We start from the raw sequence: 22639 nt of genomic DNA, 5'->3' as shown, positions 1-22639 counted from the left end.
TAATACATTCTAATTTGAAAGCAACGCTAAATTTTTCTTTTCTATACATAAAAAAATGCCCCTAAAAAGTGTCTAACTTTTTGGGGGCAGTCCAATATGAGGTGGATTTTAGTTTTATAGGTCTTTATTTTTTTTTCTCTGGTAAGCAAAATCCTTGATTTTTTTACCATTTAGCTCTTCAGTATCTCCTCTTTTGCTTTTTTCGTCAGCGAATTAAATACTAAATCATAGGACTGATCTATCATTTTAAATACCAGATCTCTCTTCAGGCCGTCTGTCATCACAGAATTCCAATGGGTTTTATTCATATGAAATGCTCCTGTAATTTGTGGATACTGTTCACGGAGTTCTGCGCTCCATTCAGGGTCTGTTTTCACATTAATATTCAAAGGTTGTTTTTCCAAGGGCATCAGTAAGAACATTTTGGTTCCTACTTTCATAACAAGTGTTTCGTTGTCAAAAGGAAATGTTTCTGTAACCCCTTTTTTGGCAAGACAGTAATCCAGAATTTCGTTGGCATCCATATTTTATTTATGAGTAATGGGTAATTAGCTATGAGTAATATATAATGAGTGGTAACTGATATTTACCGTTTCTTTTGGCCTTTTATTAATTCAAATTTAGTAAATTTAAGAAAGAAAATATCGTTTCATCAAACCCAATTGTTATGAAAGCTTTAGTAATCGGTGCCACAGGTGCTACAGGAAAAGATTTAGTCAATCAATTGCTCAATGACAAAGATTTTGAGGAAGTTGATGTTTTTGTCAGAAAACCTATTGATATTCAGGATGACAAACTAAAAGTACATGTTGTAAATTTTGAAAATCCTGAAGAATGGAAAGATCAGGTTAAAGGTGATGTTGCATTTTCCTGTTTAGGAACTACATTAAAGGCTGCCGGAAGTAAAGAAGCGCAACGGAAAGTAGATTTTGGCTATCAATATGAGTTTGCCAAAGCTGCTAAAGAGAATGAAGTGGAAGATTATATTCTTGTTTCAGCTTATGGAGCCAGCCCGGAATCTAAGATTTTTTATTCCAAAATGAAAGGAGAGCTGGAAGAAGCTGTAAAACAACTCCATTTTACCAAGATCACTATTTTCAAACCCGGAATGCTTGAACGGAAAGATTCGGAAAGGACGGGTGAAGTGCTCGGCAGCAGGATTATTAAATTTGCCAATAAATTAGGTCTTCTGGAAAGCCAGAAACCGCTTCCTACCGATATTTTAGCTAAAGCAATGATTAATTCCTCAAAAATAAAGAGTAATGGGTATTCCAGTATTAAGCTGGGAAATATTTTTTGCTTTGCAGAGAAGAAGGTGGAATAATGTTATGGGTTGGAAGCTGGAAGAGGGAGGATGGAAGTTTTATAAGCCATCATATTTAAAGTCTCACGTTAAAATTGCTTAGATTTTTTTAAGGACAAGAGCATAACTTAGCAAAGTAATACAAAGGAGTTGTATTTCAAAGATGCTTAGTGAACCTGGTTCTGAAATATTTAACTCCGTTCAGTATGATATTTCTAATACGCCCTGTATCATTGGGCTGTCATACTGAGCGGAGTCAAAATTGATAAACTAAGTGTTTATTGTTTTCTGTTATTTCAGATGTTTTGTAATGGCTTCGTCTGTAGGTTTTGTCGTACTTACGAAGGTATCTACCAGTTTTCCATTTTCATCGACAAGGAATTTGGTGAAATTCCAAAGGATCGTGGTGTTTTTTATCCCGTTAAGTTCTTTTTCCGTAAGATATTTAAAGATCGGTGCGGTATCATCTCCTTTTACGGAAACTTTTGCAGCCATCGGGAATGTTACTCCATAATTTTTCTGGCAGAAAGTCCCGATTTCAGTATTGGTTCCCGGTTCCTGGCCTCCAAAATTGTTGGCTGGAAAACCTACAATTACCAGTTTGTCTTTATGTTCTTCATATACTTTCTCCAGATCAGCATACTGCGGTGTAAACCCACACTCTGAAGCTGTGTTCACAATAAGGATCTTTTTTCCTTTGAAATCTGCAAAATTGATTTCGTTTCCGTCAAGGCTTTCTACCTTGAAATCATATATTGTTTTTCCCATAAGTTCTTTGGTTTTAGCTTGAGAAATTTCACTTTTCTGGTTGGTACAGTTTTGTAAAAATGCCACAAAAGAAAGCAGCAGCAAGAACATCTTTTTCATTTTTATCGATTTTAAGCAGCCATGCTGCGTTATTTTTCTTCTGTTAAAACTTAAAAATATTCGCAGGAAATACTTTGTTAACGTCTATTCTGTTCAACAGCATTACATAGTCTCCGTCTTTTTTAGTACTTGATGATTCTATTTTAAAAGGCATCAGAAGATTACCTACTTTTTTATAGTCAGCATATACAAGGGTTTCATCTTTTTTAATCTCCTTTAAGAGCATATAAGTTTTAGTATCGAAATAGTAAAAGTTCTTATTTACGTTTTTCGTTAACTCTACTTTATGGCAGTAGATCTCTCCTACTTTTTCTTTTCCGAGATATTTCGCTTCAAAACCTTTGCTTTCCCAGTCTATAAAGTCATTATCAAAACTTTCCGGCACATATTCTGCGTATTCCTGCAGCTTATTGGCAGCATAATTCATAGCATAACCTTTCGTCCCGTCAAAGCCTTCAATCGCTGTATCTTTTCCGTTAATGGTGATCACCGTTTTGGTAAGATTCGGGCGCTGCTGGTATATTTTTATGGGATATTCATCTTTGATTCCTAGAACAACTTTTCCCTGCAGCATTACTGAATTTAAAAGCTTCCAGTTCGTTAGTCCTCCGGAAAGCTCTATATTTTTATCTATAATTTCCTTTGCGGTCTGAGAATACAGTGAAGTTGTAACGATTAAAAGAACTAAATATATTATTTTTTTCATTTATTTTTTTTAAAATAGTAATGTAAAGAAGGTCTGAACACTAAACCCAGCTCTCCTTTTTTCTTTTGAGGTACGAGATTCCCGTTATCGTACTTAAAAATCAATCCAGGATCTTCATCCAGCTCCATTGGCTTTGCAAGATATAATATTTTATTTTCAAATCTATAGTTTACTGGTCCTTCTTTGGTTTCTTTTTTAGATGGTATTTCCAAATAAGATGGATAGAGTTTATTATTTTTGAATTCCAGAACGATAAAGGTGTATCTGTCCAATGCTCCGTTCGTTGTCGCTATGCAGCTGTGTCTGATCTGAGCATAAAATTTTTTATCATTCAGATTCTGACCTTTTACACCTGAAAGGCAAAATAATATTCCTGTTAAAAATAAGTTCTTCACCAATACCCTTATTTATCTATCCAAATATAAGAGGAATTGGTTGAAAAAGCAAAGATGAAGAAGCCTGAGAAATGAATTTTACATCAGAGAACCAGTGAATTTCCTTATTTTCAGATTAATTTCCTTGCTTTTTCCAGGTCTTCCGGAGTATCGATTCCTACGCCTACAAAATTGGTTTCTATCATTTTGATCTTCATTCCGTATTCCAGGTAGCGGATGCATTCAATTTTTTCTGATATTTCCAGAGGCTTCATTTCCAGTTTTGAGAACTGAAGCAGTGCATGTTTCCTGAAAGCGTAGACTCCGATATGCTTGAAGTAATCTACCTTATAAGAAACTTCCCTATGAAAGGGAATAGCAGAACGGCTGAAATAAAGGGCAAAACCATTATTATCGGTAATTACTTTTACGTTATTCGGGTTTTCGATTTCTTCCTTTTCTGTAAGCTTTATTTTTAGAGATGCCAGTGAAATTTCCTGATTATGATCTTCATGAAAAACTCCGATCAGCTGTTTTAATGGTTCTAGCTTCAGGAAAGGCTCGTCTCCCTGTACATTGATCACAATATCACAATCAATGTTCTGTACGGCTTCTGCAATACGGTCGCTTCCTGTTTCATGCTGGCCTGTCATTACGGCTTTTCCACCGTTTTTTACAATCTCATCAAAAATAATTTCGGAGTCTGTGGCTACAAAAACCTCATCAAATAACCCTGTCTCTACAACATTCTGATAGGTTGTGGTGATCACGGTTCTTTCACCTAATTTCTGCATCAATTTCCCCGGAAAGCGGCTGGCTTCATATCTTGCGGGAATAACAGCGATTATTTTCATATTCTTCTAATTGTCAGTTTTTTATAAAAATACTTCAGTTTTGTTGTTAACAAAATTCAAGTATTTTAATTATTTTTCATACTTATAAAAATATACATTCTGAGGCTTATCAGACTTGTAATCAAAAGGATAAACCAGCGTACTGTCTTTTACTTTCATACCGTAAAACTGAGCTCTAACCATATTGGATGCAATAAGCTGTACTTCTGCTGAAACGAAATCCGGATCATAAACCATTTTTCTCTCAGTTTCAAGATCTTCCGTTATAATTGTTTTTAAGTAGAGCTTATAATGTAGGGAATCTTTTGTTTTATAAGTAAAGACATAAGTATATCCCCTGTCAAATTCAAATACATGCTCCTTTTTATTGAATCTAAACTTTTTAAAGGATTCCATACTACTTCCGCAGTGCTTCAATAATGCCCATTTTGAATCAGAAAGAGTGATATCTTTTTCACCGGTTTTTTTGACGATAAAATAATCTACGTCTATCATTCCCGGATAATAAGCACGTTCATTTTTCAGAATAAGTTTGTTGAGTTTTGAATTGGGGCCTCTATCCAGTTCCATTATTCTCACACTGTCTTTATCTTTAATAATCCGGCCATCAAATGTCCTGCCTTTGGTTATAAACTGATACTTGTTACGTCCTGTCTGGTTGATCACTACTGAATCGCATGCATTATCAACAGAATAAAGCACATAATTTTCTTTTTTACAAGAGATCAAAAGGATTCCTGCGAGTATAATAAAACCTTTTCTAAGGTAATTCATCGTTTAATGTAACAATATAGCAATACAACAGTGTAGCAATTCTTAATAAACTATTACACTGTTGTATAGGGAGATTTATTTAAGATTATTCAATGCGTTTTCCAGTTTCGGAAGCATTACTTTGATCTCATCAATGGCAAGTCCTCCAACAGAAGCACGGAACCAAGGTTCTGATTTTTCTTCTCCGAAAGCTGAGAACGGAACTAAAGCCACTCCTGCATCATTGATCAGGTAAAATACAAGATCAGAAGAGTTTTCAATGACAGATCCGTCCGGTTTTGTTTTTCCGATATAGTCTAATTTAATAGTAAGATAAAGGGCTCCCATCGGTTCAATACTGTCTACGGTAAGTCCTTTGGCTTTTAAATCCTGGATTCCACCGTGAAGAACTTTTAAACTGTCTTCCAGCTTTGCTTTAAAATCTTCTACGAATACGTTTACATTTTCAGGGTTTTCATAGAATTTTGCAGTTGCTTCCTGCTCAGGTTTTGGTGCCCAGGCTCCAACGTGTGTTAGAAGCGCTTTCATCTTATCAATGATATGCGCAGGACCGAATCCCCATCCTACACGTACTCCTGTTGCAGCAAGACATTTGGAGATTCCGTCAATATATATGGTATATTCCTTCATTTCAGGGAAAAGAGAAACCGGATCTACGTGTTCTGCTCCAAAAGTAAGGTTGGAATAGATCTGGTCATACATTAAGTATAAAGGTTTTTCGTCTGCTCCTCTTTTTTTGTTTTCAGCGATCACCAGCTCACAGATTTCTGAAAGCTGCTCTCTTGTAAACATGGTTCCTGTAGGGTTCAATGGAGAACAAAGGGCTAAAAGAACTGCTCCATCCAAATGCGGTCTCAAATCATCTGCTGTCGGAAGGAAGTTGGTTTCAGGCTTTGTTTTTACTTCTACGGCATTGGCGGAAGTAAGGTAAGCATAGTGGTTGTTGTTCCATGACGGAGTTGGATATACTACTTTGTCTCCTTCATCTACAATGGTTTTGTAAACAGCGTAGATCAACGGTCTTGATCCTGCAGTGATAAGGATATCATTCGGTGCGTAATCCAGATTCCATCTGCTTTTCAGGTCTTTTGAAACTTCTTTTCTTAAAGATAAAAGTCCGTTGGCAGGCGGATAATTCGTCAGATTATTCTGATAAGCTTTCTGAATCTCTTCCTTCAGCAGGGCTGGAATAGGATAGATATTAGAATTCAGGTCACCAATAGTAAGATTGGCTATTTCTGCTCCTTTTGCCTTTAAATCATTTACTTCATTACCAATTTTTACAATTTCTGAACCAATCAGGTTCGCCGCTAATTTTGAAACTTTCACTTTATTTTTATTTAAAATTTACTAATATTGTCTTTATACATCCATTTTCTCACGTATCTGATCCACTGGCATCTGTGCCTCAAAAAGGGCCATTAGTTCCTTAGCTTTTTTTGCCGTGTTGGAATTCGGATATTTTTTTATGATCCTTTTGAATTCCTTTATGTTTTCATCGTATAGTTTTCCGTCTGCGCTTTCGTAGGTCATTGTATTATCCATACCGAAAAGATAATCGTCCAGATAATTATTATAGTCCTGCTTTACTGTTTTTAAAAGCTTACTTTTAGGATATTTATTAATAAAATTCTCCCAGAATATCAACCTCTCTCCTAGTTCTTCCCAAGTAATGATCAGCCCGGCATCTGCGGCATAATTGCTTTCGCTTTCTTTTGCAGTCTGAGTAATATACAGTTCATAATCCGGGGTTACTTTTCCCTTAAAAATAGGAGGATAATATCCGGGAATGGTCCAGATCTCGGTTATTCCTTCTCCTACTTCCCTGAATTCAAGGCCTACTTTTTTCAGTTCAGCAGCCACTTTCTTTACATTGTCCGGAAGATTATATTGATCTTTATCGTAGTTGTAATAATTGACATACTTGTCTAAAATATCACTGTGCAAAGTACTTAGACATTCTGTATACTTTTCTCTTATCTGAACAAAATCTTCATATGTTTTATCATTTTGTTCCGGAGTGTTCGCTGCAAGCTCTTTTTCAATCTTAGTACGATACCATTGAAGAGCAGTGATGTAATCTTCCGTTTTATGGGAAGGAGAACATGCCGTATCAATTGGTTTATACTGATCTTCTTTGGCTTCAGTTTTAACAATTGAATCGTTTGCCGGCTTTACATCAGAAACTGCAGCTTCCTTTTTACAGGAAACTACAGCCACAGACAGTATGCAAACTGCTATAATTTGTTTTATCATAATCTGTTAATCCAGTTTTAAATCTGTTTTAACGGCTCCGATCTTCGCTTCCAATGATTTTAATTTATCTATGAAATCTGCTTCTGAAGTAATGGAGTCTTTCACCGACACATAAAATTTAATTTTCGGTTCGGTTCCGGAAGGCCTTACGCAGACTTTTGTTCCATCCTGTGTATAGTAAATCAATACATTGGACTTCGGAATATCATTCATTACTTTTATTTCATTGTTAGAAACACTGAAACTGGTCTGCTCTTTAAAGTCCTTGATTTCCTCTACCAATGAGCCTGCAAGCTCTTTCGGAGGATTTTCACGGAAGTTTTTCATCATATTCTGAATTTCTTCAGCCCCTTCTTTTCCTTTTCTTACGATATTGATCAGTCCTTCGTAATACATTCCCAGATCTTTGTAAATCTCGATCATGTATTGGTACATTGTTTTCCCGTTGGCTTTACACCAGGCAGCGATTTCACAGGCTAAAAGGATACTTCCACAAGAGTCTTTATCACGGACAAAGTCTCCGGTCATGAATCCGAAGCTTTCTTCGCCTCCGCAGACAAATTTCTGAGTTCCTTCTGCTTCACGGATCATTTTCCCGATCCATTTGAATCCTGTAAGTCCCACTTTGCATTCTACGCCAAACTTTTGTGCAATATCAAAGAAAATATCGGACGTTACAATGGTAGAGCCAATGAATTCTTTTCCTGTAATTCTTCCCTGCTTTCTCCATTCGTTCAGAATGTAATACGTAAGAATGGTGTTGGTCTGGTTTCCGTTCAGCAGCTGCATTTCACCATCAAGGTTTCTTACGGCAATTCCAAGTCGGTCTCCGTCCGGATCTGTTCCGATTACAATATCTCCATTGGTAATTCTTGCAAGGTCCATCGCCATTTCCAGTGCAGCCGGTTCTTCCGGGTTCGGAGAATCTACGGTAGGGAAATTTCCGCTTGGGATCATCTGTTCTCTTACCAGATCAATCTTTTTAAATCCTGCTTTTTCCAGGGCTTTAGGAATGGTTGTATAGGTTGTTCCGTGGATGGAGGTGAAAACAATGTTTAAGTTTTCTTTTCCTACGTTCTGATACGTGGAATTTTCTATACAGGCATCGATGTACACATCATCCTGCTCCTCTCCGATCCATTCGATCAGGTCGTCATTTCCGTTGAATTTAATTTCGTCAAATTTCACGGAATATACTTCATTGATAATGGCTTCATCATTAGGCGGAACAATCTGTGCCCCGTCATTCCAGTATACTTTATAACCGTTGTATTCAGGTGGGTTGTGAGAAGCTGTCAGTACAATTCCTCCGTTACATTTTTTATCACGTACAGTAAAGGAAAGTTCCGGGGTTGGTCTGTGCTCTTTGAAAAGCAGGACTTTGATTCCGTTTGCCGTTAAAACATCTGCAACCAGTTTTCCGAATTCTTTTGAATTATTACGTACATCATAGGCAATGGCTACTTTAATCTCTTCGCCTTTAAACTGAGCCAGCATATAGTTTGCCAGTCCCTGAGTTGCCTGACCTAATGTATATTTGTTTAAGCGGTTGGTTCCTACTCCCATAATTCCTCTCATTCCTCCTGTTCCGAATTCCAGTTCTCTGTAGAAAGAATCTTCCAGATCCGGAGAATTGCTGTCAATTAACAGCTGTACCGCCTCTCTTGTTTCTTTATCGAATGTATCGCTTAACCAAAGTTTCGCCTTTTCTAATGTTGTCATATGTGTATTTAAGTTTGGAAGCTGGAGGATGGAAGTTGGAAGTTTGTTTATCCCACAATTCAAATCCACAGCTTTGTTTTATTATTTTATTTTTAATTAATGAAGAACGAGCAATTACCCAGACCTTCTATTATTATCTAATCTTTAAGTTGATTTCTGAATGCTATAATCTGATTCATTAAATTATAACATTCGTTATACATTTTATCAAATTCTTCTTATGAAATATATTTTCTATTTTTTGCTTTATACAGACATGTTACGGTTTCAGCTAGAGAACGGATAGAATAACCGAGAAATTTTTTAAATTCTTTGTTCGACTGCAAAATACTGCCTTCAGAAATATTAAGTGCAATAGAATCAGATGCTCTTCGTATTTGTGATGCCAGATTAAAAATTTCATCTTTGGGAAAGTTCAAAGTCAAACTAAAAATCTGTTCTGCAAAATTCATTGACTTCTGCCAAATCACCAATTTCTCAAATTTGAAACTCATCAATTTGTATTTTAATCTATTCTTCCATCTCCCAGCTTCCCTCTTCCTGTCTTTATTACTCTAATTTTTTATTTTCTACTCGGGTTGACTTATCAATTTTAAATGCTCTGATCGGATTGTTATAATAGATAAACTTTGCGGTGTTCTGAATATGTCCTTTTAACGAATCTTTTACATTCACCTCAGCATAGTTTCCGTTTTTAGAGTCGATGTTCAGATTCGTGATTTTCCAGTAAGGAGCGATTAAGCTTGCGGTATCGGAAATTTTTATCACTGCTTCCTTAGTCAGACCAAGAAAGTTGGCCCTGCTTCTGTTGTGCATCTCCACTTCTGCTCTTCTTGTATTCACCGATCCCATAAATGTAGCGTTATTTTTCAGATTAAGTCTGAAGTTATCGGTCTTAATTTCGCTTGAAATATTCATTTCAACAGAGTCTGAAACGGCTACTTTTTCAAGGTTATATTTTGAATAAATGGTTACGTTATAAAAATCTACCCCTTTTGTACCTCTCTTCTCTTTGATGGAAAGCGTTTTATCTTTCACATCCACATCTAAATTGGAGGCTACGTTAGGATAGGTTTCTATCTCTACAAAATTCTTAGGCCCTCTGGCATAAAATACACGGAATTTCCCTTCAAGATCCAGATTTACAAATTCTGAAACTTCCACATCTTTCTTTTCAATGGTTCCTTTTGGAGAAACTTTTCCGCAGGAAACCGCCACAATAAGCAGGGATGTGTACAATATTTTCTTCATATTTATTAAAATATTCTATATAAAATCATTACAATAGCAAGACTTTCTACTCCCATCAGAACATAAAGAACTGCTGTTCTCCATAGCAGGCCCGGTTTTGAATATGAATTTTTAAAAGCATTCCAATAGGTAACTGCCGGAAACAGAATAAAAAGAGCAAATAAAATCTTGTCCAGGACATCAAAAATCTTAGTCACAGGCTTCCACAGCCCGATGAGACTTACAATATCATTTAACAAAAATAGGATTAAAATTCCTAAAAGGCTTACTGTTCCAATGATAAAATGCTCGGCAATGTTCAATTTTATTCTTTTGAAAAGAAAAAAAGCATTGAAGGCCAGCATCGGAATGATAACAAAAAGTATTGTTTTGGAATAGTTTGAGAAAAATGATTTTACCTGCGAATCTTCGGCCAGGGTTTCCGGCGGTGCTAATTTTTCATAGAAGTGAAGCCCAAGGACGTTGAAACTGAAAAGAATCAGCAGCAACGAAAGAAAATTGTAGTACCTAACCCTTTTTCCTGAGATATAATCCATTGCTGTTTTTCCGGGTCTGAACAAAATGTCTTTTACGGTATTGAAGAATCGGGTTTCTATGTGCCAGATTGAACCCAGAATATCGCTTTTGATGAGTGTGCGGGTTGTTATTCTTCCTGTATCCGACTTCTGTCCGCAATGAGGGCAAAACTCATCGTAGATTTTATGACCGCAATTCAGACAGCTTTTTTTGCTCATCCTTTATCAGTTAAGGTTATATTCACTTTATTTTCTTCTGTAAAACCAGGTTGTAGGTTTCTTCTCATCTGATAAGAGCAGATGATCACGGCTTACATAGGAAATTTTCATAACAATTGTATCTTTGTTCTGGCTGTATTTCATTTTCAACACATTTTTCTTATTCCAGTAGCTTCCTTTATTTTCCATGACCTCAAAAGATCCATTGTTGTGGAAAATCAAAGTTCCGGTTCCTGCTTTAGAGTGGTTTTCTTTATTTTTCAGGGTATCTACATTGTTGAGTACTTTATCATACACTTCAATAAACTCCCAGCTTCCTTCCAGCTTTTGTATTTTACAGGAAGACAGGAGCAACAAGGCAAAGCATGTTAAAAAAAATCTGGCCAATTTGATTTTCAATATTCGTTTAAAAACTTACACCAACATTCTGGTTTCTGAATCCTACACTTCTACAAATATAAAGAAAAAGCACCATTTTCAGGTGCTTATTTATGTTTTCAAAATTTATAATTGGTATATTTTACCCTCCCCAGATTTCAACAATCTTTACTTTTTTCAATTCTACTTTTTCACCATCACATTCTGCATATACCTTAATATCCTTATACATAAATGAAGGAACCAATACAATATCTATAGGCTTTCCAGAATGTTTTTCTTTGAAATTTTCAAATATTTTCATCAGCTCCTCATCATTAAATCCTATTTCTGCGCTATACTTCTGCATCATAAAGATCACATTATAAGGTATTGCATCTTTTTTATATACTTCAGCCGCTTTTGCACCGATTAAGTATTCTGATTCTCCATTATAATTCAAACGATAAATTTGAACAAAAGTATCTTTCTCATCGTAAGGATGAAGCTTAAAGCGGTAATTATACTTTTCCCTATATTTGTCCCATAACCCATAGGGAATTCCGGTTTTTTCAATTTCAGTTTTAATACTGTCAGGAATTGAAATCTTGTATAATTCCTCAAAGAATCCCTGCTGGGTCCTGTTATGTGGATTATCATAAAAATCATTGACATCTACAGTGGTCTCTTTAGCCTGCAGACGACAAATTTCTGTTCTGTGGTGGTTGCCTGACAGCCATACTATTATAACACCGCCAGGAGCGGCACCAATTGCAATTTCAGTATAAGTTCCCTGAATCCATTTAGCATTTCCATTTTCATCCAGGCCTTCCTGAATTAAAAAACCTTTTTTGAATTCTTCCAGAATTTTGTCTTTGGGAAGAACCCCTTCTACTCTATAAAATTTTTTCTCTGCATAGGCAACATACGTAAGATCAATGTAAGATGGAATAATATTTCCTCCCTGTCCTGCTTTTGCGCCATCATACTGCCACGGTCCATCTTCCATTCCACCTTTTGGAACTCCACTTATAAGTTTCTTATTTTCATCACCCAGATAACCTTCATGTACTTCCGCTGTAAAACCGGTGGCTGCTGAAAATGTTACAGCATAGGAAAAATCTTTTTTATTTTCTATATTCATTTGTTTGTCTCCTTTGCTGCAGCTTTGTAATAAGAGTATCCCACACAGCAGATTGATTAATAGTATTTTCATTAGTACACAATTCTTTTCCTTTTTCCATTTTCTATATTAGGATGATCTTTCTGAACAGGAATTTCAGAGGCTTTTTGTCCATATCTTGAGTTCCAATGCAAATAATTATTACGAAGGAATTTAATCCATTCATTCTTTTTGTCAGCTTCTGCATTCAGTTTTGCCTGTCCTTCATATTCACGCATCCTTCTTTCTCTTTCATACCGGGCTGCATCCGGACTGTTTGTTGCATATACAATAGGTGGTTCATTATGAACACGCGGCTCAACAAATACAAAAGGTTCTCCTCCTTTGAAAGAATAGTTTTCTAATCTGGTCTTAATGGCTTCTAAGAACTGAACATTTCCAGTAATCCAGTTCCCTTTGAAGTTTTTAAATTCTAATAAGGCTGTCGTATTAATAGGAACTGCTTTCTTATTACAGAAATCAGCCATGATATGCAGAGGAATATAGCTGTACTGGTTACTGATTTTTCTCCTGTTTCCTTCCAAACGGAAATTATTAATGGTAGGTCTGTAAAAAGGATCCTGAATAATAGTAAGTTCACTTTCTTTAAACCAGCCCTGTCTGATCAGTTCAGACCGTAAAGGTTCCAGACTGCTTGCAAATATCGTCGCATCTATCCTTTTAGGATTATCCGGACGGCCTTCTTCATAAGCTCCTCCTACATCACAGTGAACTCCCGGATAATATAATTCTATTCCTCCTTTTTTACAACTTTCTGGAGATGTTTTGGTAACGGACGAAATATTAACCAAGCTAAAATTGGCACGATGCTCATCTGCTGCTACCATGTGTACTACATAATTAGCCCTATTTACATCATCCAGCCCAAGCTGCTTATTATCATTAGACTGGGCAATACCGTAATGTGGTACTGTATCATAAATTCCGACAAAACGGATTACAACTTTCATCTGCTCATCCATAAGCTTTGCTTCATCAAGCAACTGTCCGAGATATCCATATGCCGGCATCATTTTGTAAGCATAAGACTGATCAAGGCTATAACCAAACATATCCCGGGCATTGATAGTCTCTTTACTATAAGTCACTTTGGGTTTGTAGGCACCCTGTGTAACAACATGTACAAAATGGCGTGCTGCCGCTGCTCCCCTACTAAATCCAAATACATCAAAAACTATTGTTCCTACAACTTCGTTGCTTGGTGAAATATTAGATGATATAAATTCTCTTACATCCCGAATAGATTTTCTTACTCTGTCTTTAATTCCAGCACTTCCCATTCCAAAACCTGGGCCTTGCATAACATCATCATCTTCATAATCATCAGCTGTAAGATCTACTCCTTGCGCTCTTGGAGCTGAGTTTGTCCCTATCCCTTCTGTGTAAACCTTAAATAATTTTTTACCTTTATCCTCATTATACTTTTTAAATAAGATTGCTGGATTTGAAAGATCATTTTCATAACTACTTTCCTGATCATCAGCATCTCCATGTTTATTATATACAGTACTTGCCAGAATTACTCTATTAAGACCGGTTGTGTCAGATTGCGCTTTTCCTTCTGCTTTTTTTCTAAGCTCTGTATTATACATATTATTCAGTGTTCCATCTATAAACACTCCAAATGTAAAATTAACAGCCCTCTTCTTAGGTTTTATCTGAGCCTCGGTCTTTCCTACCACTAAAGGATTATTGGCTGGTTTGGGCTGGTCAATATGTTTTTTCAGTTCATTTTCTACCACCAGCTGCGTTTTTTCTTCTGCCTGGTCTATATGGTTTTTGTATACTATTTTTACAAAGTATTCATGTTCACTTTCGTTTACCCAGTCAGCGTCATTCAGTTTGGTCTGGTATAAATTCAGTTGCTTGAAATATAGAAACGCATAGCCTCTTTCATTAACAGCACTGCTTGTATAGGTTCCCATGGCGCGGTCTCCCGTAGTATCATCTTCGTAAACAGAAATTTTGAGGGTATCCCCTTTAGGAATATTGGCCGTTTTTATGCTGAGTGTTATTTTATCCAGATAGCCCACTTTTCGTTTTCCAATAGCTTTTCCATTGGAATCCTGCCATTCTACGGACACAATTTTAGGTTTTTCTGCAAGGATGGTCAGATTAATGGAATAAGGGCTCTGTTTGCCATTTTGCACAGCTATTGCAGTCAGTTTTACGGTTTTCCCAGCCAGACTGATATTGAACTTAAATGCGCCGCTGGTACTCGTAGCCAGCACCTTGCCTCCGTATTCTATTTTCCATTCTTTTGTGGTAACTTTTTTACCTCCTGAAGTAAGTGCGTAGGCACAACTTGTCCCGGCAACCGGGCGTGTATCTCCTGTAATAACCATGATAATTCAATTTTAATTAGTTTTCATCCTGTTTAACTTACCTTCAATCAATTCTTCACAGAATAAGAATCTTCATAAGAATCTGTCGAGGTATTATCTTTTACAGAGGTAATTATTTTTTTTATTCTTTTATTATCGTAATAATAGTTTCTTTTGTATTGAAAAGTTTTATCATCATATTTTCCCTGCACTTCAATTTCCTCCAGTCCGTCTTTTCCTTTTTTGATTCTGGCAGCCTTTATCGTAGAGCTTTCCGGCAGATATGGAAGGGCGTTGCTTTTTGGAAACCTGAAATCACAGCCGCTGTATCCTTCTTTCGTTGATTTACAGTTTTCTTTGATGATATTTTCTATTTCCAGATCTTTCTTTGTAAAATTGAAGTTATTAACCGGAACTTCATCCACTGATAAAGGATTTCCCGACACAACAATGTCCGAAAGACTGGTATAGTAATCGACATATTTAATATTTCCGCCTGCTACCCTCTTTTTCTGTTTCCCATCATAGTTGAATTCTTTTACAATCAGATCGTTTTTATCACGGTTAAAAGTTAAAGAGTCGCTTTCAGCAGAATTTCCGTACACCCTTGCATATTCCGCATGATCAGAATGGAAATAATAGGTGGTCATAATCTCATTATTACCTGAGTGAATGACTTTATAATCATGTTTCTGAGATTTACAGCCGAGGTAAAAAAAGAATACGATAAAAAAATACAGGTTATTTCTTTTTCTCATTGGGTTTCTTTTTTTCATTAGGTTTCTTTTGTTCAGCGGGTTTCTTCTTTCTTGTTTTTAATTCTTTCCAAAAAATAGTTCCTAAAAATACCGCCCTTGATTCCAGAGCAATGGTACCTTCAGTTGCATATTTATTGTTAGGATTTTTGCCCGGAGTATATTTTTCTTTGGGTGCATTAAAGGTGGCTCCCAGTCTTTCAACTCCTGTCTGCCATTTGGTGTGATGCGCATCTGAAATCGTCCATCCCATGGTATTCATATGGATTTCAAACTTCCCTGTTGAATATCTGTCGTCAGTAGCCGGAAAAGCTGCCTGTTCGGCTCCATCCCACATAGTCGCTCCGTTACTCGGATCTTCATCTGTAGTTAATGAACGGATGATAGCCGCTACGGCTAACTGTTTCTTCGTCTCATTGCGTTCTGCAATTTTTGTATTTCTGAATAAAACAGCCTGCTTGCTGTTAACCCCATAAGCCACTTTATTGATTTTATGAACACAGGCTATGGCAAGCATTTCGTTTTCAAGCTCTGTTTCCATTTCAACATTACCTCTGTATGCTGAACTTTCTCCGTATATGGTGGATGCTTTTTCAACAAACTTTTCATTAGTAATAGCGGCTTCTTTTTCTTTTAACAGACTCTTTTCAATATTAATTCCCGACCATTTCTTATCTGCCTTTACTTTATCATATTCCTCCTGCGTAGCCAGATATATTTTGGCGCTTTTCTCTAAGCCGCCCAGATATAATCCTTCTTTGGTATAATAGATATACTCGGTATTATCTTCTTCTGCAGGTAACAGCTGTGCGGCCACTTCAGGACGTACGTTATCCACATTCTGCTGGGTGGGTTCTGCGGTTTGTCCATGGAATATAATTTCTATACTCGGAGTTCCGCTGATGGCACAGGTGGCTTTACTGTCTTCAAGAAGAGCATTTCCGCCATTGTCTTCCACTGTGATTTTGTCATAATAACCATCCCATTTTGTCACTGTAGGTGTACAGGGATTGTTATTCATTTTAGCACAGCTTCCGAAGGTATTTTTTTCAAAAGTTGTCCCGATGTCCACGTGAGTGGCCATTAATTTTTCGCTGCCGTCTTTATCGTTGATGTAGCGTTTGCTCTGGGTCTTTACCATAAGCTTATCCGGAGCTGTTCCGAACTGGCACTTACAGATGGCACCCTGGCAAACCAAATGTTTCTCACTCATCCTTTTTGGTGTTTTCTATACTTTTGCTCCACTGTGTTTTTCTTCAGAAAATTGGTTTGCAGAAGGCTTATACCTCAAATTTCTTCACAACATACTGCAAAGAATTTATTTTAAAACACGGATTATTTTCTGTAGAAGTAATATCTGGGCAATCGCTCAGTATTACTGTAAAAAGACATCAGGTCCGGCTAGGACTTCAGGGATCAAAAAGTACTTGCATATTAATATTTTTTTATGATTTGGTATATCAAAGATAAGATTCCTGACGATATATTTCAATATATTTTTTAAATTATTGATTATTATAGAAAATTGATAACACCTGATACTATTTTTATTATTTGACTTATATTTAATCGCTCCGTTATCCTAAAGGCTAAAACTGTACTTTTCATTATTAAAAATCACAGTACATTCGTTTTCATTAAATGTTATTTTCCCCAACCCATATACTCCGTCTAACTTATGTTTAATGACTCCGGAATTCCAATCCCAAAAAACAAGATTGTTATCAATAAGCGATGCTATAAGTTCTTTGTGGATAATAATTCTTCCATCTTTAACTACAGAGCTGCCTTTTGTGGGCAAAACTAAACATTTGGGTCTCTGTGTATGAATTACTTTTTTTTGAGAAATGGAATATCTGTAAAAAATATGATCATGATCCAATATCAGCACATGTTCGTTATCGGGAGCAAATTTAGCATCAATAATTCCGGCATAATTACTTTTAAATTTAGCGAACATTTTACCACTGCCGATATCCCATATTCTTACTGTAAAGTCGTATGGAGACCAATTATCTCCGGATCCGCTCAGTACATATTTACCATCATGAGAAAAGTCCGAGCAATTAATCCCATGTGTATGCCCGCTAAAAGAAATAACTTTCTTGCCGGTTTCGGTATTTAAGAGCGTAAGTGTTTTTTCTCCTACAGCTTCAAGGCATCCGTCTTTACTTATACTTGGATGTGAATAATAAATTTCATAATCGATATTCATTCATTATTGTTTTAAAAGTTCAATGATAATTGCACATTTTTCCTGCAGTTCCTCGCTCCAGGAAGAATAAGATTCATATCGTTTTTGGGCAATATCCATTGCTGTAAATCCATCATTATTTTTAAGAGTACGATCAACCCCTTTGCTTAATAAAAATTCAACCATTTCTACAGATGGGGATGAGGCCAGCAGACTTGCATGGAGTAATGAATTATTTTTATTTACATCCAAAGCATCAAAATTAACATCGTGTTTAACGATCTTTTTAAAAAATCTTTTATCTTGAGGATAACAGCTCACCATTGAAAAAACAAGGGGCCACTTCATCTCAGATGAATAATATGTCTCCATTTCTATGTTAGGATCAGCCCCATGATCTAACAGTAATTTAAACGAGTTATATTCATTTCTGGTATAGGCAATGCTTAATATTGGTTTTTTAAAAGAATTATCAGAACTATTTGGAGAAATCCCGTTCAACAACAATGCTTCAAAAACTTCTTTATCCGTAATAAATTCAAATAACATTTCATCTTTTGACTCTATAAATCGATTTTTCAGGATTTCCTTAGCTTGCTTTGCATTCATTTTTATCTATTTTTTTGTATTTGTTTCGAGACAATTTCTGTAGAAGTAATATCCAGTTCCATATTACGGCAGAATATATCAGCTCCGGACAGAGACTTCGGAGATTAAAAAGTATTTATGTAGTATTATTTTTTATGATGGATTCATTAGAGATAAGATTCCTGAAGGTAGATCTCAATACCTATCTTAATTTCCTGATTATCATAGAATGTTGATAATGCTCCTGTAATTGAAAATATATTTCCTCCTTTATCCAGCTGATAAACAAGATCTATTTTTCCTTTGTCTTCATCCAGACTTATTTCATCATAGTATTGTTCACCTTTTACCTGAACAACTATTCTTCCACGGTCTGTAAAAATTCTTTGAAGTGAAAAAACAGCATCATAAGAAACGGTTTCCCCAAAGGAAGGAAAATAAAAATCCAGGCGTTCTTTTTTCTGATAATCAGGATATGAATCATAAAGAGGCATAAAGAACAAAGGATAAAATATATTACGCTGTAAACTTCCTGCTCCGTTTGCTATATTTTCGTAAAAGTGATCAAATCTGGCCACAAGCCCGTCTGTAACCTCTCCCACATAATACTGTTTAATTTTGGGGCGGTATGTTTCTGTCCAGCGGGTTTGTATTTCTTCAGCATTTTCTATCTGGTCTGGTTTTCCTTTCTTATTCAGGGACATCTGCAGCGGATATAGTGCTTCTCCGGCCGTTTCCATCATTTTCTCAACCATCATTCCTACTTCATTATTATTGACGAAGAGCTTCTGACGGGAAACTGAAATCTTATTCTCAGCCTTTTTCTGGATATCAATAAGATAATCGATCTGTAATTCCGATGGCTGCTGGGTGATCAGAACTCCATATGTAAGCTTTTCTGATGCTCCCGGACTGGTGATACGGGAAGCCGGAAGCTGCTTTTCTTTCCACGTATTGTATTTTTCTACAGGAATGTAAATACTGCTGATGTATTTGGGCAGATTTTCGGGAAGCAGCTCATGCAGAGCACAGTGCCGGTTGTGAAACGAGATCAGCTCATGTTTTGAAATATTATATTCTTTTGAGATAGAGTCAATATCTACAAGATCTTTGATCTCTATTTTAATGCTTTCCATGGAGTTTATTTATCATTACGAATATCGGAAAAGGAATTGATGAAATCAAAAAAAATACTCTTAAAAAACATATGTTTTTTAAGAGTATCTATAAATTAGTGATTTATGTTAAATTTATTAAATCACTTCATCAATATTGTAATTTTTATGCTCCCTGTTCGTTCTGATGATCATTTCTCCCAGGAATCCTGCTATAAACAGCAATGTTCCCATCATCATCATCGTCAGTGCAATATAGAACCATGGGTTATTGGTAATCAGATGTCCGTAAATTCCTCTGGCTACATCAATCAGTTTTGAAATCCCCAGCCAAAGTGCTGAAAGAAATCCTACAATAAACATCAAAGTTCCCACTGCTCCGAAAAAGTGCATAGGCCTTCCTCCAAAGCGGCTTACAAACCAAAGGGTTACCAGATCCAGAAAACCTCTGATGAATCTTTCTGTTCCGAATTTTGAGGTTCCGTAAGGTCTTGCCTGATGCTGAACTTCTTTCTCTGTAATTCTTCTGAATCCTGCATTGGCAGCGAGTACCGGAATGTAGCGGTGCATATCTCCATATACATCAATGGATTTTACTACTTGTTTTTTATACGCTTTCAGGCCACAGTTAAAATCGTGAAGATAGACTCCTGAAACTTTTCTGGCCGCCGCATTGAACAGTTTTGACGGTACATTTTTCGTCATGACATTATCAAAACGCTTCTTTTTCCAGCCTGAAACGATGTCATAATTGTCTTCAACCACCATTTTATAAAGCTCGGGAATTTCTTCCGGAAAGTCCTGAAGGTCAGCATCCATGGTAATCACCACGTCTCCGTGGGCTCTTTCGAAGGCAGCATGAAGCGCCTGTGATTTCCCATAATTTCTGGAAAACTTAATTCCGTGGATTTGAGGATGCTGTATTTTTAAATTCTCAATGATGCTCCACGACAAATCTGTACTTCCGTCGTCTACAAACCAGATCTCATAAGAAAGAGAGGCTGTTCTGCAGACATTATCGATTCTTGAAAAAAGCTCTTCCAGAGAGTCTTCCTCGTTAAGTAACGGAATAACTATAGATAAATTCATTTAATTTTTGATAAAAAATTATTCTTTGATTGTTGGTTCTTCGTACACAGTTCTTGTTCTGAAGAATGCTCCGAAAAATACCGACAAAACTACGTAAAATATAAGAATTGCGGCAAAATATCCTGAAAAATGACTTGCGGTAAGCATATCTTTTCCCTTTACGGCTTCCGGAGAGAAACTAGGAAGTCTTTCTTTGTACTTCTGATCCAGTTCGTCAATGTCTTTCTGATGCTTCAGGATCTTTCTTGCAGAATTATATTCTGTATCCAATTCTGTTTTTTGCCTCTGCACATACTGATAGTTCAGCAGCTTTTTGGCATCTGTGTCTACAAAATTCAGGAATGAATAAATACAGAAAATAGAAAGAATTCCTCCAATAAACATCGGAACGAAAGCTCTTTTGAAAGCATCTTTAAATTTAACTACTTTATTTTTATTCCAGAAAGATTTCACAGACCAGAAGGCTCCTCCTGCATACAAAAGAGGAAGAACAAAAGCATTGATTTTCAAAGACGTATCAAAATAGTTGATTCCTGAAAAGAAGAAATAGGCTACAAAAAATATGATCATTGTAGCGATAAAAAGTAAAATTCCTAGTGTTGATGGACTTTTCGTCATATTTAATTTTTTAGAAAAAAGTGAAAAATTATTTCCTTAAATGTCAGCTGTTTAGCTTTACCACTGCATTTTTTCGACTAATTTTCTTTAATAAAGTTTTGAAGTTTATAAATTATTCCTACCTTTGCAACGGCAAGTCCTAAACAACCAGCTCCTGAGAATCCTCCAGGGTGGGAACGCAGCAAAGGTAATCGGTTGTAGCGGTGTGATTTAGGTAGCTTGCCATTTTTTTTTGGTTTAAATTGAAGAGAGAGGTAATTTGATGATTATCTTTTTTTGTTTTTAATCCTTTCTGCATTACTTTCATTTTTTAACTTTCAAATTACCTCTACCCTGTTTCTATTTAAAATTCGAACTCTTCACCCAGTTTTGGCAATACAAGTTCTACATTTTTATCTGCAAAATGCTTTAATGCATTTTCATGATTGATTTCAATAGCAGGGAATGTATCAAAATGACATCCTATTACTTTTGGAGTTTTTAATAATTCTGCGGCGGCAAAAGCTGCTTTTCTCGGGCACATGGTATAATGGCTTCCGATGGGAAGGATAGAAAGATCAATATTCCCGAAAAGTCTTGGGAACAGCTCCATATCAGCCATTACACCGGTATCTCCCGCCATATAGATGTTCTTGCCTTCAGGCAGTCTGAAAATATATCCTACAGGAACGCCTCCGTAGCTTCCATCCGGAAAAGAACTCGTGTGGTGAGCCGGAACCATGGAAATTTTAAGATCGTCGATTTTTGCTGACCCTCCGAGGTTCACATCGTCTGTATTTTTTGCTGTCTTAAAGTATCCGCAGATTTCCGGAACTGCAATAATGGTGGCTTCAGGATGATGCTGAAGGACTTCCTCTACATCTGCAATATGATCACCGTGCGCATGGGTAAGCAGGATATAATCGATTTTCTGAGCAGAGATATCAAACCCTGATTCCGCTTTTTTATAGTTGTAAAAGGGGTCACTCAGAATGGTTTTGTCTTTGTACGTGAACAAAAAACAGTTTTGTCCTAAGAATTGTATTTTCATTTTTAAGTTTATTTTAGTTTTAAATATCATTGATACCCCTCAACTCATGAGACTGGTATTTTCATAAAGGTCCATATGATGGTAATTAAGAATGGAATTATTGCTGCGGAAATTTATCCTCTATAAGATTCAGGTTGATCCCGTGTTCCAGATAAGCCTTACAACCGTCTAAAACTGTAGTAAATCCTCCTGTATTGTCATTGACCTGCCTTAGAAGTTCTTCACCGGTCTGGCTGAATCCATAGCTTTTAATCACAACAAGGGTTCCTTTTTCCATTACACGGAATTCGTAGTCTACATTCGTTGAAGGATCTCCCCAGATGGTTTTAATCAGCTGGTTCGGGATAATCTGAAGGGTCTTTACATCAGATGATACTCCATACATTTCCCATTCCCAAGTCACTGTTTTACCTTCTTCTAATTTCCCGGTAGATTTTGTAAACCAGAAATGAGTAGTTACTGCAGGGTTGATAAATGCTTCGAAGACATCATCAACCGGTTTTCTGATAAGCATTTGAGCTTCAACATAGATACTAGAACTCATG

Annotated in this window: 25 protein-coding genes and 1 other RNA gene; 2 read left to right on the top strand and 24 right to left on the bottom strand. The window is 36.4% G+C overall.

Translation table 11 applies throughout. From position 1 onward, the window contains the following. Nucleotides 1–170: 170 nt before the first annotated feature. Entirely contained in the window at nucleotides 171–524 is a 354-nt protein-coding gene (locus J2Y40_RS23520; protein WP_153392483.1) for an MmcQ/YjbR family DNA-binding protein, read from the bottom strand. A 143-nt stretch (nucleotides 525–667) separates the two neighbouring features. On the opposite strand from J2Y40_RS23520, the gene J2Y40_RS23515 reads away from it, so the two are divergent. After that, nucleotides 668–1324, top strand: a complete 657-nt coding sequence (locus tag J2Y40_RS23515; RefSeq protein ID WP_153392486.1) for an NAD(P)H-binding protein — start codon at nucleotides 668–670, stop codon at nucleotides 1322–1324. Nucleotides 1325–1594: 270 nt separating this feature from the next. Here J2Y40_RS23515 and J2Y40_RS23510 read toward each other — a convergent pair whose 3' ends face one another. The 21 genes from J2Y40_RS23510 to J2Y40_RS23410 form a co-directional block, all read right to left on the bottom strand. After that, a complete protein-coding gene (locus tag J2Y40_RS23510; protein ID WP_153392489.1) occupies nucleotides 1595–2170 on the bottom strand; it encodes a glutathione peroxidase in 576 nt (191 codons plus the stop codon). Between the two features lie 43 nt (nucleotides 2171–2213). After that, complete coding sequence (locus J2Y40_RS23505) at nucleotides 2214–2876, bottom strand: histidine kinase (RefSeq protein ID WP_153392492.1); 663 nt, start codon at nucleotides 2874–2876, stop codon at nucleotides 2214–2216. After that, entirely contained in the window at nucleotides 2873–3271 is a 399-nt protein-coding gene (locus tag J2Y40_RS23500) for a hypothetical protein (protein ID WP_310001741.1), read from the bottom strand. The genes J2Y40_RS23505 and J2Y40_RS23500 overlap by 4 nt, the downstream gene beginning before the upstream one ends. A gap of 110 nt (nucleotides 3272–3381) precedes the next feature. After that, the gene (kdsB, locus tag J2Y40_RS23495; RefSeq protein ID WP_153392498.1) at nucleotides 3382–4104 is read right to left on the bottom strand and encodes a 3-deoxy-manno-octulosonate cytidylyltransferase; all 723 of its coding nucleotides are present in this window, start codon (nucleotides 4102–4104) and stop codon (nucleotides 3382–3384) included. Nucleotides 4105–4173: 69 nt separating this feature from the next. Then, nucleotides 4174–4878 (bottom strand): hypothetical protein, encoded by a 705-nt coding sequence (locus tag J2Y40_RS23490; protein WP_310001737.1) that lies wholly within the window; start codon nucleotides 4876–4878, stop codon nucleotides 4174–4176. A 75-nt stretch (nucleotides 4879–4953) separates the two neighbouring features. Further along, complete coding sequence (locus J2Y40_RS23485; protein WP_153392504.1) at nucleotides 4954–6207, bottom strand: pyridoxal phosphate-dependent aminotransferase; 1254 nt, start codon at nucleotides 6205–6207, stop codon at nucleotides 4954–4956. A gap of 33 nt (nucleotides 6208–6240) precedes the next feature. Next, nucleotides 6241–7134: a hypothetical protein gene (locus J2Y40_RS23480; protein WP_153392522.1), complete on the bottom strand. Its 894-nt coding sequence runs from the start codon at nucleotides 7132–7134 to the stop codon at nucleotides 6241–6243. A 6-nt stretch (nucleotides 7135–7140) separates the two neighbouring features. Continuing rightward, nucleotides 7141–8856, bottom strand: coding sequence for a phospho-sugar mutase (locus tag J2Y40_RS23475; protein WP_153392525.1), 1716 nt, complete (start codon nucleotides 8854–8856; stop codon nucleotides 7141–7143). A gap of 218 nt (nucleotides 8857–9074) precedes the next feature. Continuing rightward, a complete protein-coding gene (locus J2Y40_RS23470; protein ID WP_231128628.1) occupies nucleotides 9075–9350 on the bottom strand; it encodes a four helix bundle protein in 276 nt (91 codons plus the stop codon). A 55-nt stretch (nucleotides 9351–9405) separates the two neighbouring features. Beyond that, a complete protein-coding gene (locus J2Y40_RS23465; protein ID WP_153392528.1) occupies nucleotides 9406–10107 on the bottom strand; it encodes a GIN domain-containing protein in 702 nt (233 codons plus the stop codon). A gap of 5 nt (nucleotides 10108–10112) precedes the next feature. Further along, nucleotides 10113–10841, bottom strand: coding sequence for a DUF3667 domain-containing protein (locus J2Y40_RS23460; RefSeq protein ID WP_153392531.1), 729 nt, complete (start codon nucleotides 10839–10841; stop codon nucleotides 10113–10115). A gap of 27 nt (nucleotides 10842–10868) precedes the next feature. Further along, nucleotides 10869–11198 carry a hypothetical protein gene (locus tag J2Y40_RS23455; protein WP_185151929.1) on the bottom strand — a complete coding sequence of 110 codons (330 nt, stop codon included), beginning with the start codon at nucleotides 11196–11198 and terminating at the stop codon, nucleotides 10869–10871. A gap of 163 nt (nucleotides 11199–11361) precedes the next feature. Beyond that, nucleotides 11362–12414 carry a DUF2931 family protein gene (locus J2Y40_RS23450; protein WP_153392536.1) on the bottom strand — a complete coding sequence of 351 codons (1053 nt, stop codon included), beginning with the start codon at nucleotides 12412–12414 and terminating at the stop codon, nucleotides 11362–11364. Continuing rightward, nucleotides 12414–14726, bottom strand: a complete 2313-nt coding sequence (locus J2Y40_RS23445; RefSeq protein WP_153392539.1) for a DUF2235 domain-containing protein — start codon at nucleotides 14724–14726, stop codon at nucleotides 12414–12416. The genes J2Y40_RS23450 and J2Y40_RS23445 overlap by 1 nt, the downstream gene beginning before the upstream one ends. 47 nt (nucleotides 14727–14773) lie before the next feature. Next, nucleotides 14774–15463 carry a hypothetical protein gene (locus tag J2Y40_RS23440; protein ID WP_185151930.1) on the bottom strand — a complete coding sequence of 230 codons (690 nt, stop codon included), beginning with the start codon at nucleotides 15461–15463 and terminating at the stop codon, nucleotides 14774–14776. After that, nucleotides 15447–16673 carry a DUF4280 domain-containing protein gene (locus J2Y40_RS23435; RefSeq protein ID WP_196782921.1) on the bottom strand — a complete coding sequence of 409 codons (1227 nt, stop codon included), beginning with the start codon at nucleotides 16671–16673 and terminating at the stop codon, nucleotides 15447–15449. Before J2Y40_RS23435 ends, J2Y40_RS23440 begins: the two co-directional genes overlap by 17 nt. Before the next feature lie 369 nt (nucleotides 16674–17042). Further along, nucleotides 17043–17675, bottom strand: a complete 633-nt coding sequence (locus J2Y40_RS23430) for a WD40 repeat domain-containing protein (RefSeq protein WP_153392545.1) — start codon at nucleotides 17673–17675, stop codon at nucleotides 17043–17045. Between the two features lie 3 nt (nucleotides 17676–17678). Next, nucleotides 17679–18263, bottom strand: coding sequence for a hypothetical protein (locus J2Y40_RS23425; protein WP_310001731.1), 585 nt, complete (start codon nucleotides 18261–18263; stop codon nucleotides 17679–17681). Between the two features lie 146 nt (nucleotides 18264–18409). Beyond that, nucleotides 18410–19378 carry a hypothetical protein gene (locus J2Y40_RS23420; protein WP_153392550.1) on the bottom strand — a complete coding sequence of 323 codons (969 nt, stop codon included), beginning with the start codon at nucleotides 19376–19378 and terminating at the stop codon, nucleotides 18410–18412. 117 nt (nucleotides 19379–19495) lie between these two features. Beyond that, nucleotides 19496–20446 carry a glycosyltransferase family 2 protein gene (locus J2Y40_RS23415; protein WP_153392553.1) on the bottom strand — a complete coding sequence of 317 codons (951 nt, stop codon included), beginning with the start codon at nucleotides 20444–20446 and terminating at the stop codon, nucleotides 19496–19498. Nucleotides 20447–20464: 18 nt separating this feature from the next. Then, the gene (locus tag J2Y40_RS23410) at nucleotides 20465–21064 is read right to left on the bottom strand and encodes a DUF4199 domain-containing protein (protein ID WP_153392556.1); all 600 of its coding nucleotides are present in this window, start codon (nucleotides 21062–21064) and stop codon (nucleotides 20465–20467) included. 130 nt (nucleotides 21065–21194) lie between these two features. On the opposite strand from J2Y40_RS23410, the gene ffs reads away from it, so the two are divergent. Further along, nucleotides 21195–21292, top strand: an RNA gene (gene ffs, locus J2Y40_RS23405) — signal recognition particle sRNA small type. Between the two features lie 115 nt (nucleotides 21293–21407). Here ffs and J2Y40_RS23400 read toward each other — a convergent pair. After that, nucleotides 21408–22094, bottom strand: a complete 687-nt coding sequence (locus tag J2Y40_RS23400; RefSeq protein ID WP_153392559.1) for a metal-dependent hydrolase — start codon at nucleotides 22092–22094, stop codon at nucleotides 21408–21410. Between the two features lie 97 nt (nucleotides 22095–22191). Further along, entirely contained in the window at nucleotides 22192–22638 is a 447-nt protein-coding gene (locus J2Y40_RS23395) for an SRPBCC family protein (RefSeq protein WP_153392562.1), read from the bottom strand. Nucleotide 22639: the final 1 nt, after the last annotated feature.

This window comes from Chryseobacterium sp. 2987, assembly GCF_031456375.1.
Lineage (GTDB): Bacteria > Bacteroidota > Bacteroidia > Flavobacteriales > Weeksellaceae > Chryseobacterium > Chryseobacterium vaccae.
The sequence above is the reverse complement of the archived record's forward strand: the minus strand, read 5'-3'. Positions and strand labels throughout refer to the sequence as shown.

Bases quoted from the DNA above. Each gene is read 5' to 3' on its own strand.
- J2Y40_RS23520 (WP_153392483.1), bottom strand. From the start codon at position 524: ATGGATGCCAACGAAATTCTGGATTACTGTCTTGCCAAAAAAGGGGTT.
- J2Y40_RS23515 (WP_153392486.1), top strand. From the start codon at position 668: ATGAAAGCTTTAGTAATCGGTGCCACAGGTGCTACAGGAAAAGATTTA.
- J2Y40_RS23510 (WP_153392489.1), bottom strand. From the start codon at position 2,170: ATGAAAAAGATGTTCTTGCTGCTGCTTTCTTTTGTGGCATTTTTACAA.
- J2Y40_RS23505 (WP_153392492.1), bottom strand. From the start codon at position 2,876: ATGAAAAAAATAATATATTTAGTTCTTTTAATCGTTACAACTTCACTG.
- kdsB (WP_153392498.1), bottom strand. From the start codon at position 4,104: ATGAAAATAATCGCTGTTATTCCCGCAAGATATGAAGCCAGCCGCTTT.
- J2Y40_RS23490 (WP_310001737.1), bottom strand. From the start codon at position 4,878: ATGAATTACCTTAGAAAAGGTTTTATTATACTCGCAGGAATCCTTTTG.
- J2Y40_RS23480 (WP_153392522.1), bottom strand. From the start codon at position 7,134: ATGATAAAACAAATTATAGCAGTTTGCATACTGTCTGTGGCTGTAGTT.
- J2Y40_RS23475 (WP_153392525.1), bottom strand. From the start codon at position 8,856: ATGACAACATTAGAAAAGGCGAAACTTTGGTTAAGCGATACATTCGAT.
- J2Y40_RS23470 (WP_231128628.1), bottom strand. From the start codon at position 9,350: ATGAGTTTCAAATTTGAGAAATTGGTGATTTGGCAGAAGTCAATGAAT.
- J2Y40_RS23465 (WP_153392528.1), bottom strand. From the start codon at position 10,107: ATGAAGAAAATATTGTACACATCCCTGCTTATTGTGGCGGTTTCCTGC.
- J2Y40_RS23460 (WP_153392531.1), bottom strand. From the start codon at position 10,841: ATGAGCAAAAAAAGCTGTCTGAATTGCGGTCATAAAATCTACGATGAG.
- J2Y40_RS23450 (WP_153392536.1), bottom strand. From the start codon at position 12,414: ATGAAAATACTATTAATCAATCTGCTGTGTGGGATACTCTTATTACAA.
- J2Y40_RS23445 (WP_153392539.1), bottom strand. From the start codon at position 14,726: ATGGTTATTACAGGAGATACACGCCCGGTTGCCGGGACAAGTTGTGCC.
- J2Y40_RS23440 (WP_185151930.1), bottom strand. From the start codon at position 15,463: ATGAGAAAAAGAAATAACCTGTATTTTTTTATCGTATTCTTTTTTTAC.
- J2Y40_RS23435 (WP_196782921.1), bottom strand. From the start codon at position 16,673: ATGAGTGAGAAACATTTGGTTTGCCAGGGTGCCATCTGTAAGTGCCAG.
- J2Y40_RS23430 (WP_153392545.1), bottom strand. From the start codon at position 17,675: ATGAATATCGATTATGAAATTTATTATTCACATCCAAGTATAAGTAAA.
- J2Y40_RS23425 (WP_310001731.1), bottom strand. From the start codon at position 18,263: ATGAATGCAAAGCAAGCTAAGGAAATCCTGAAAAATCGATTTATAGAG.
- J2Y40_RS23420 (WP_153392550.1), bottom strand. From the start codon at position 19,378: ATGGAAAGCATTAAAATAGAGATCAAAGATCTTGTAGATATTGACTCT.
- J2Y40_RS23415 (WP_153392553.1), bottom strand. From the start codon at position 20,446: ATGAATTTATCTATAGTTATTCCGTTACTTAACGAGGAAGACTCTCTG.
- J2Y40_RS23410 (WP_153392556.1), bottom strand. From the start codon at position 21,064: ATGACGAAAAGTCCATCAACACTAGGAATTTTACTTTTTATCGCTACA.
- J2Y40_RS23400 (WP_153392559.1), bottom strand. From the start codon at position 22,094: ATGAAAATACAATTCTTAGGACAAAACTGTTTTTTGTTCACGTACAAA.
- J2Y40_RS23395 (WP_153392562.1), bottom strand. From the start codon at position 22,638: ATGAGTTCTAGTATCTATGTTGAAGCTCAAATGCTTATCAGAAAACCG.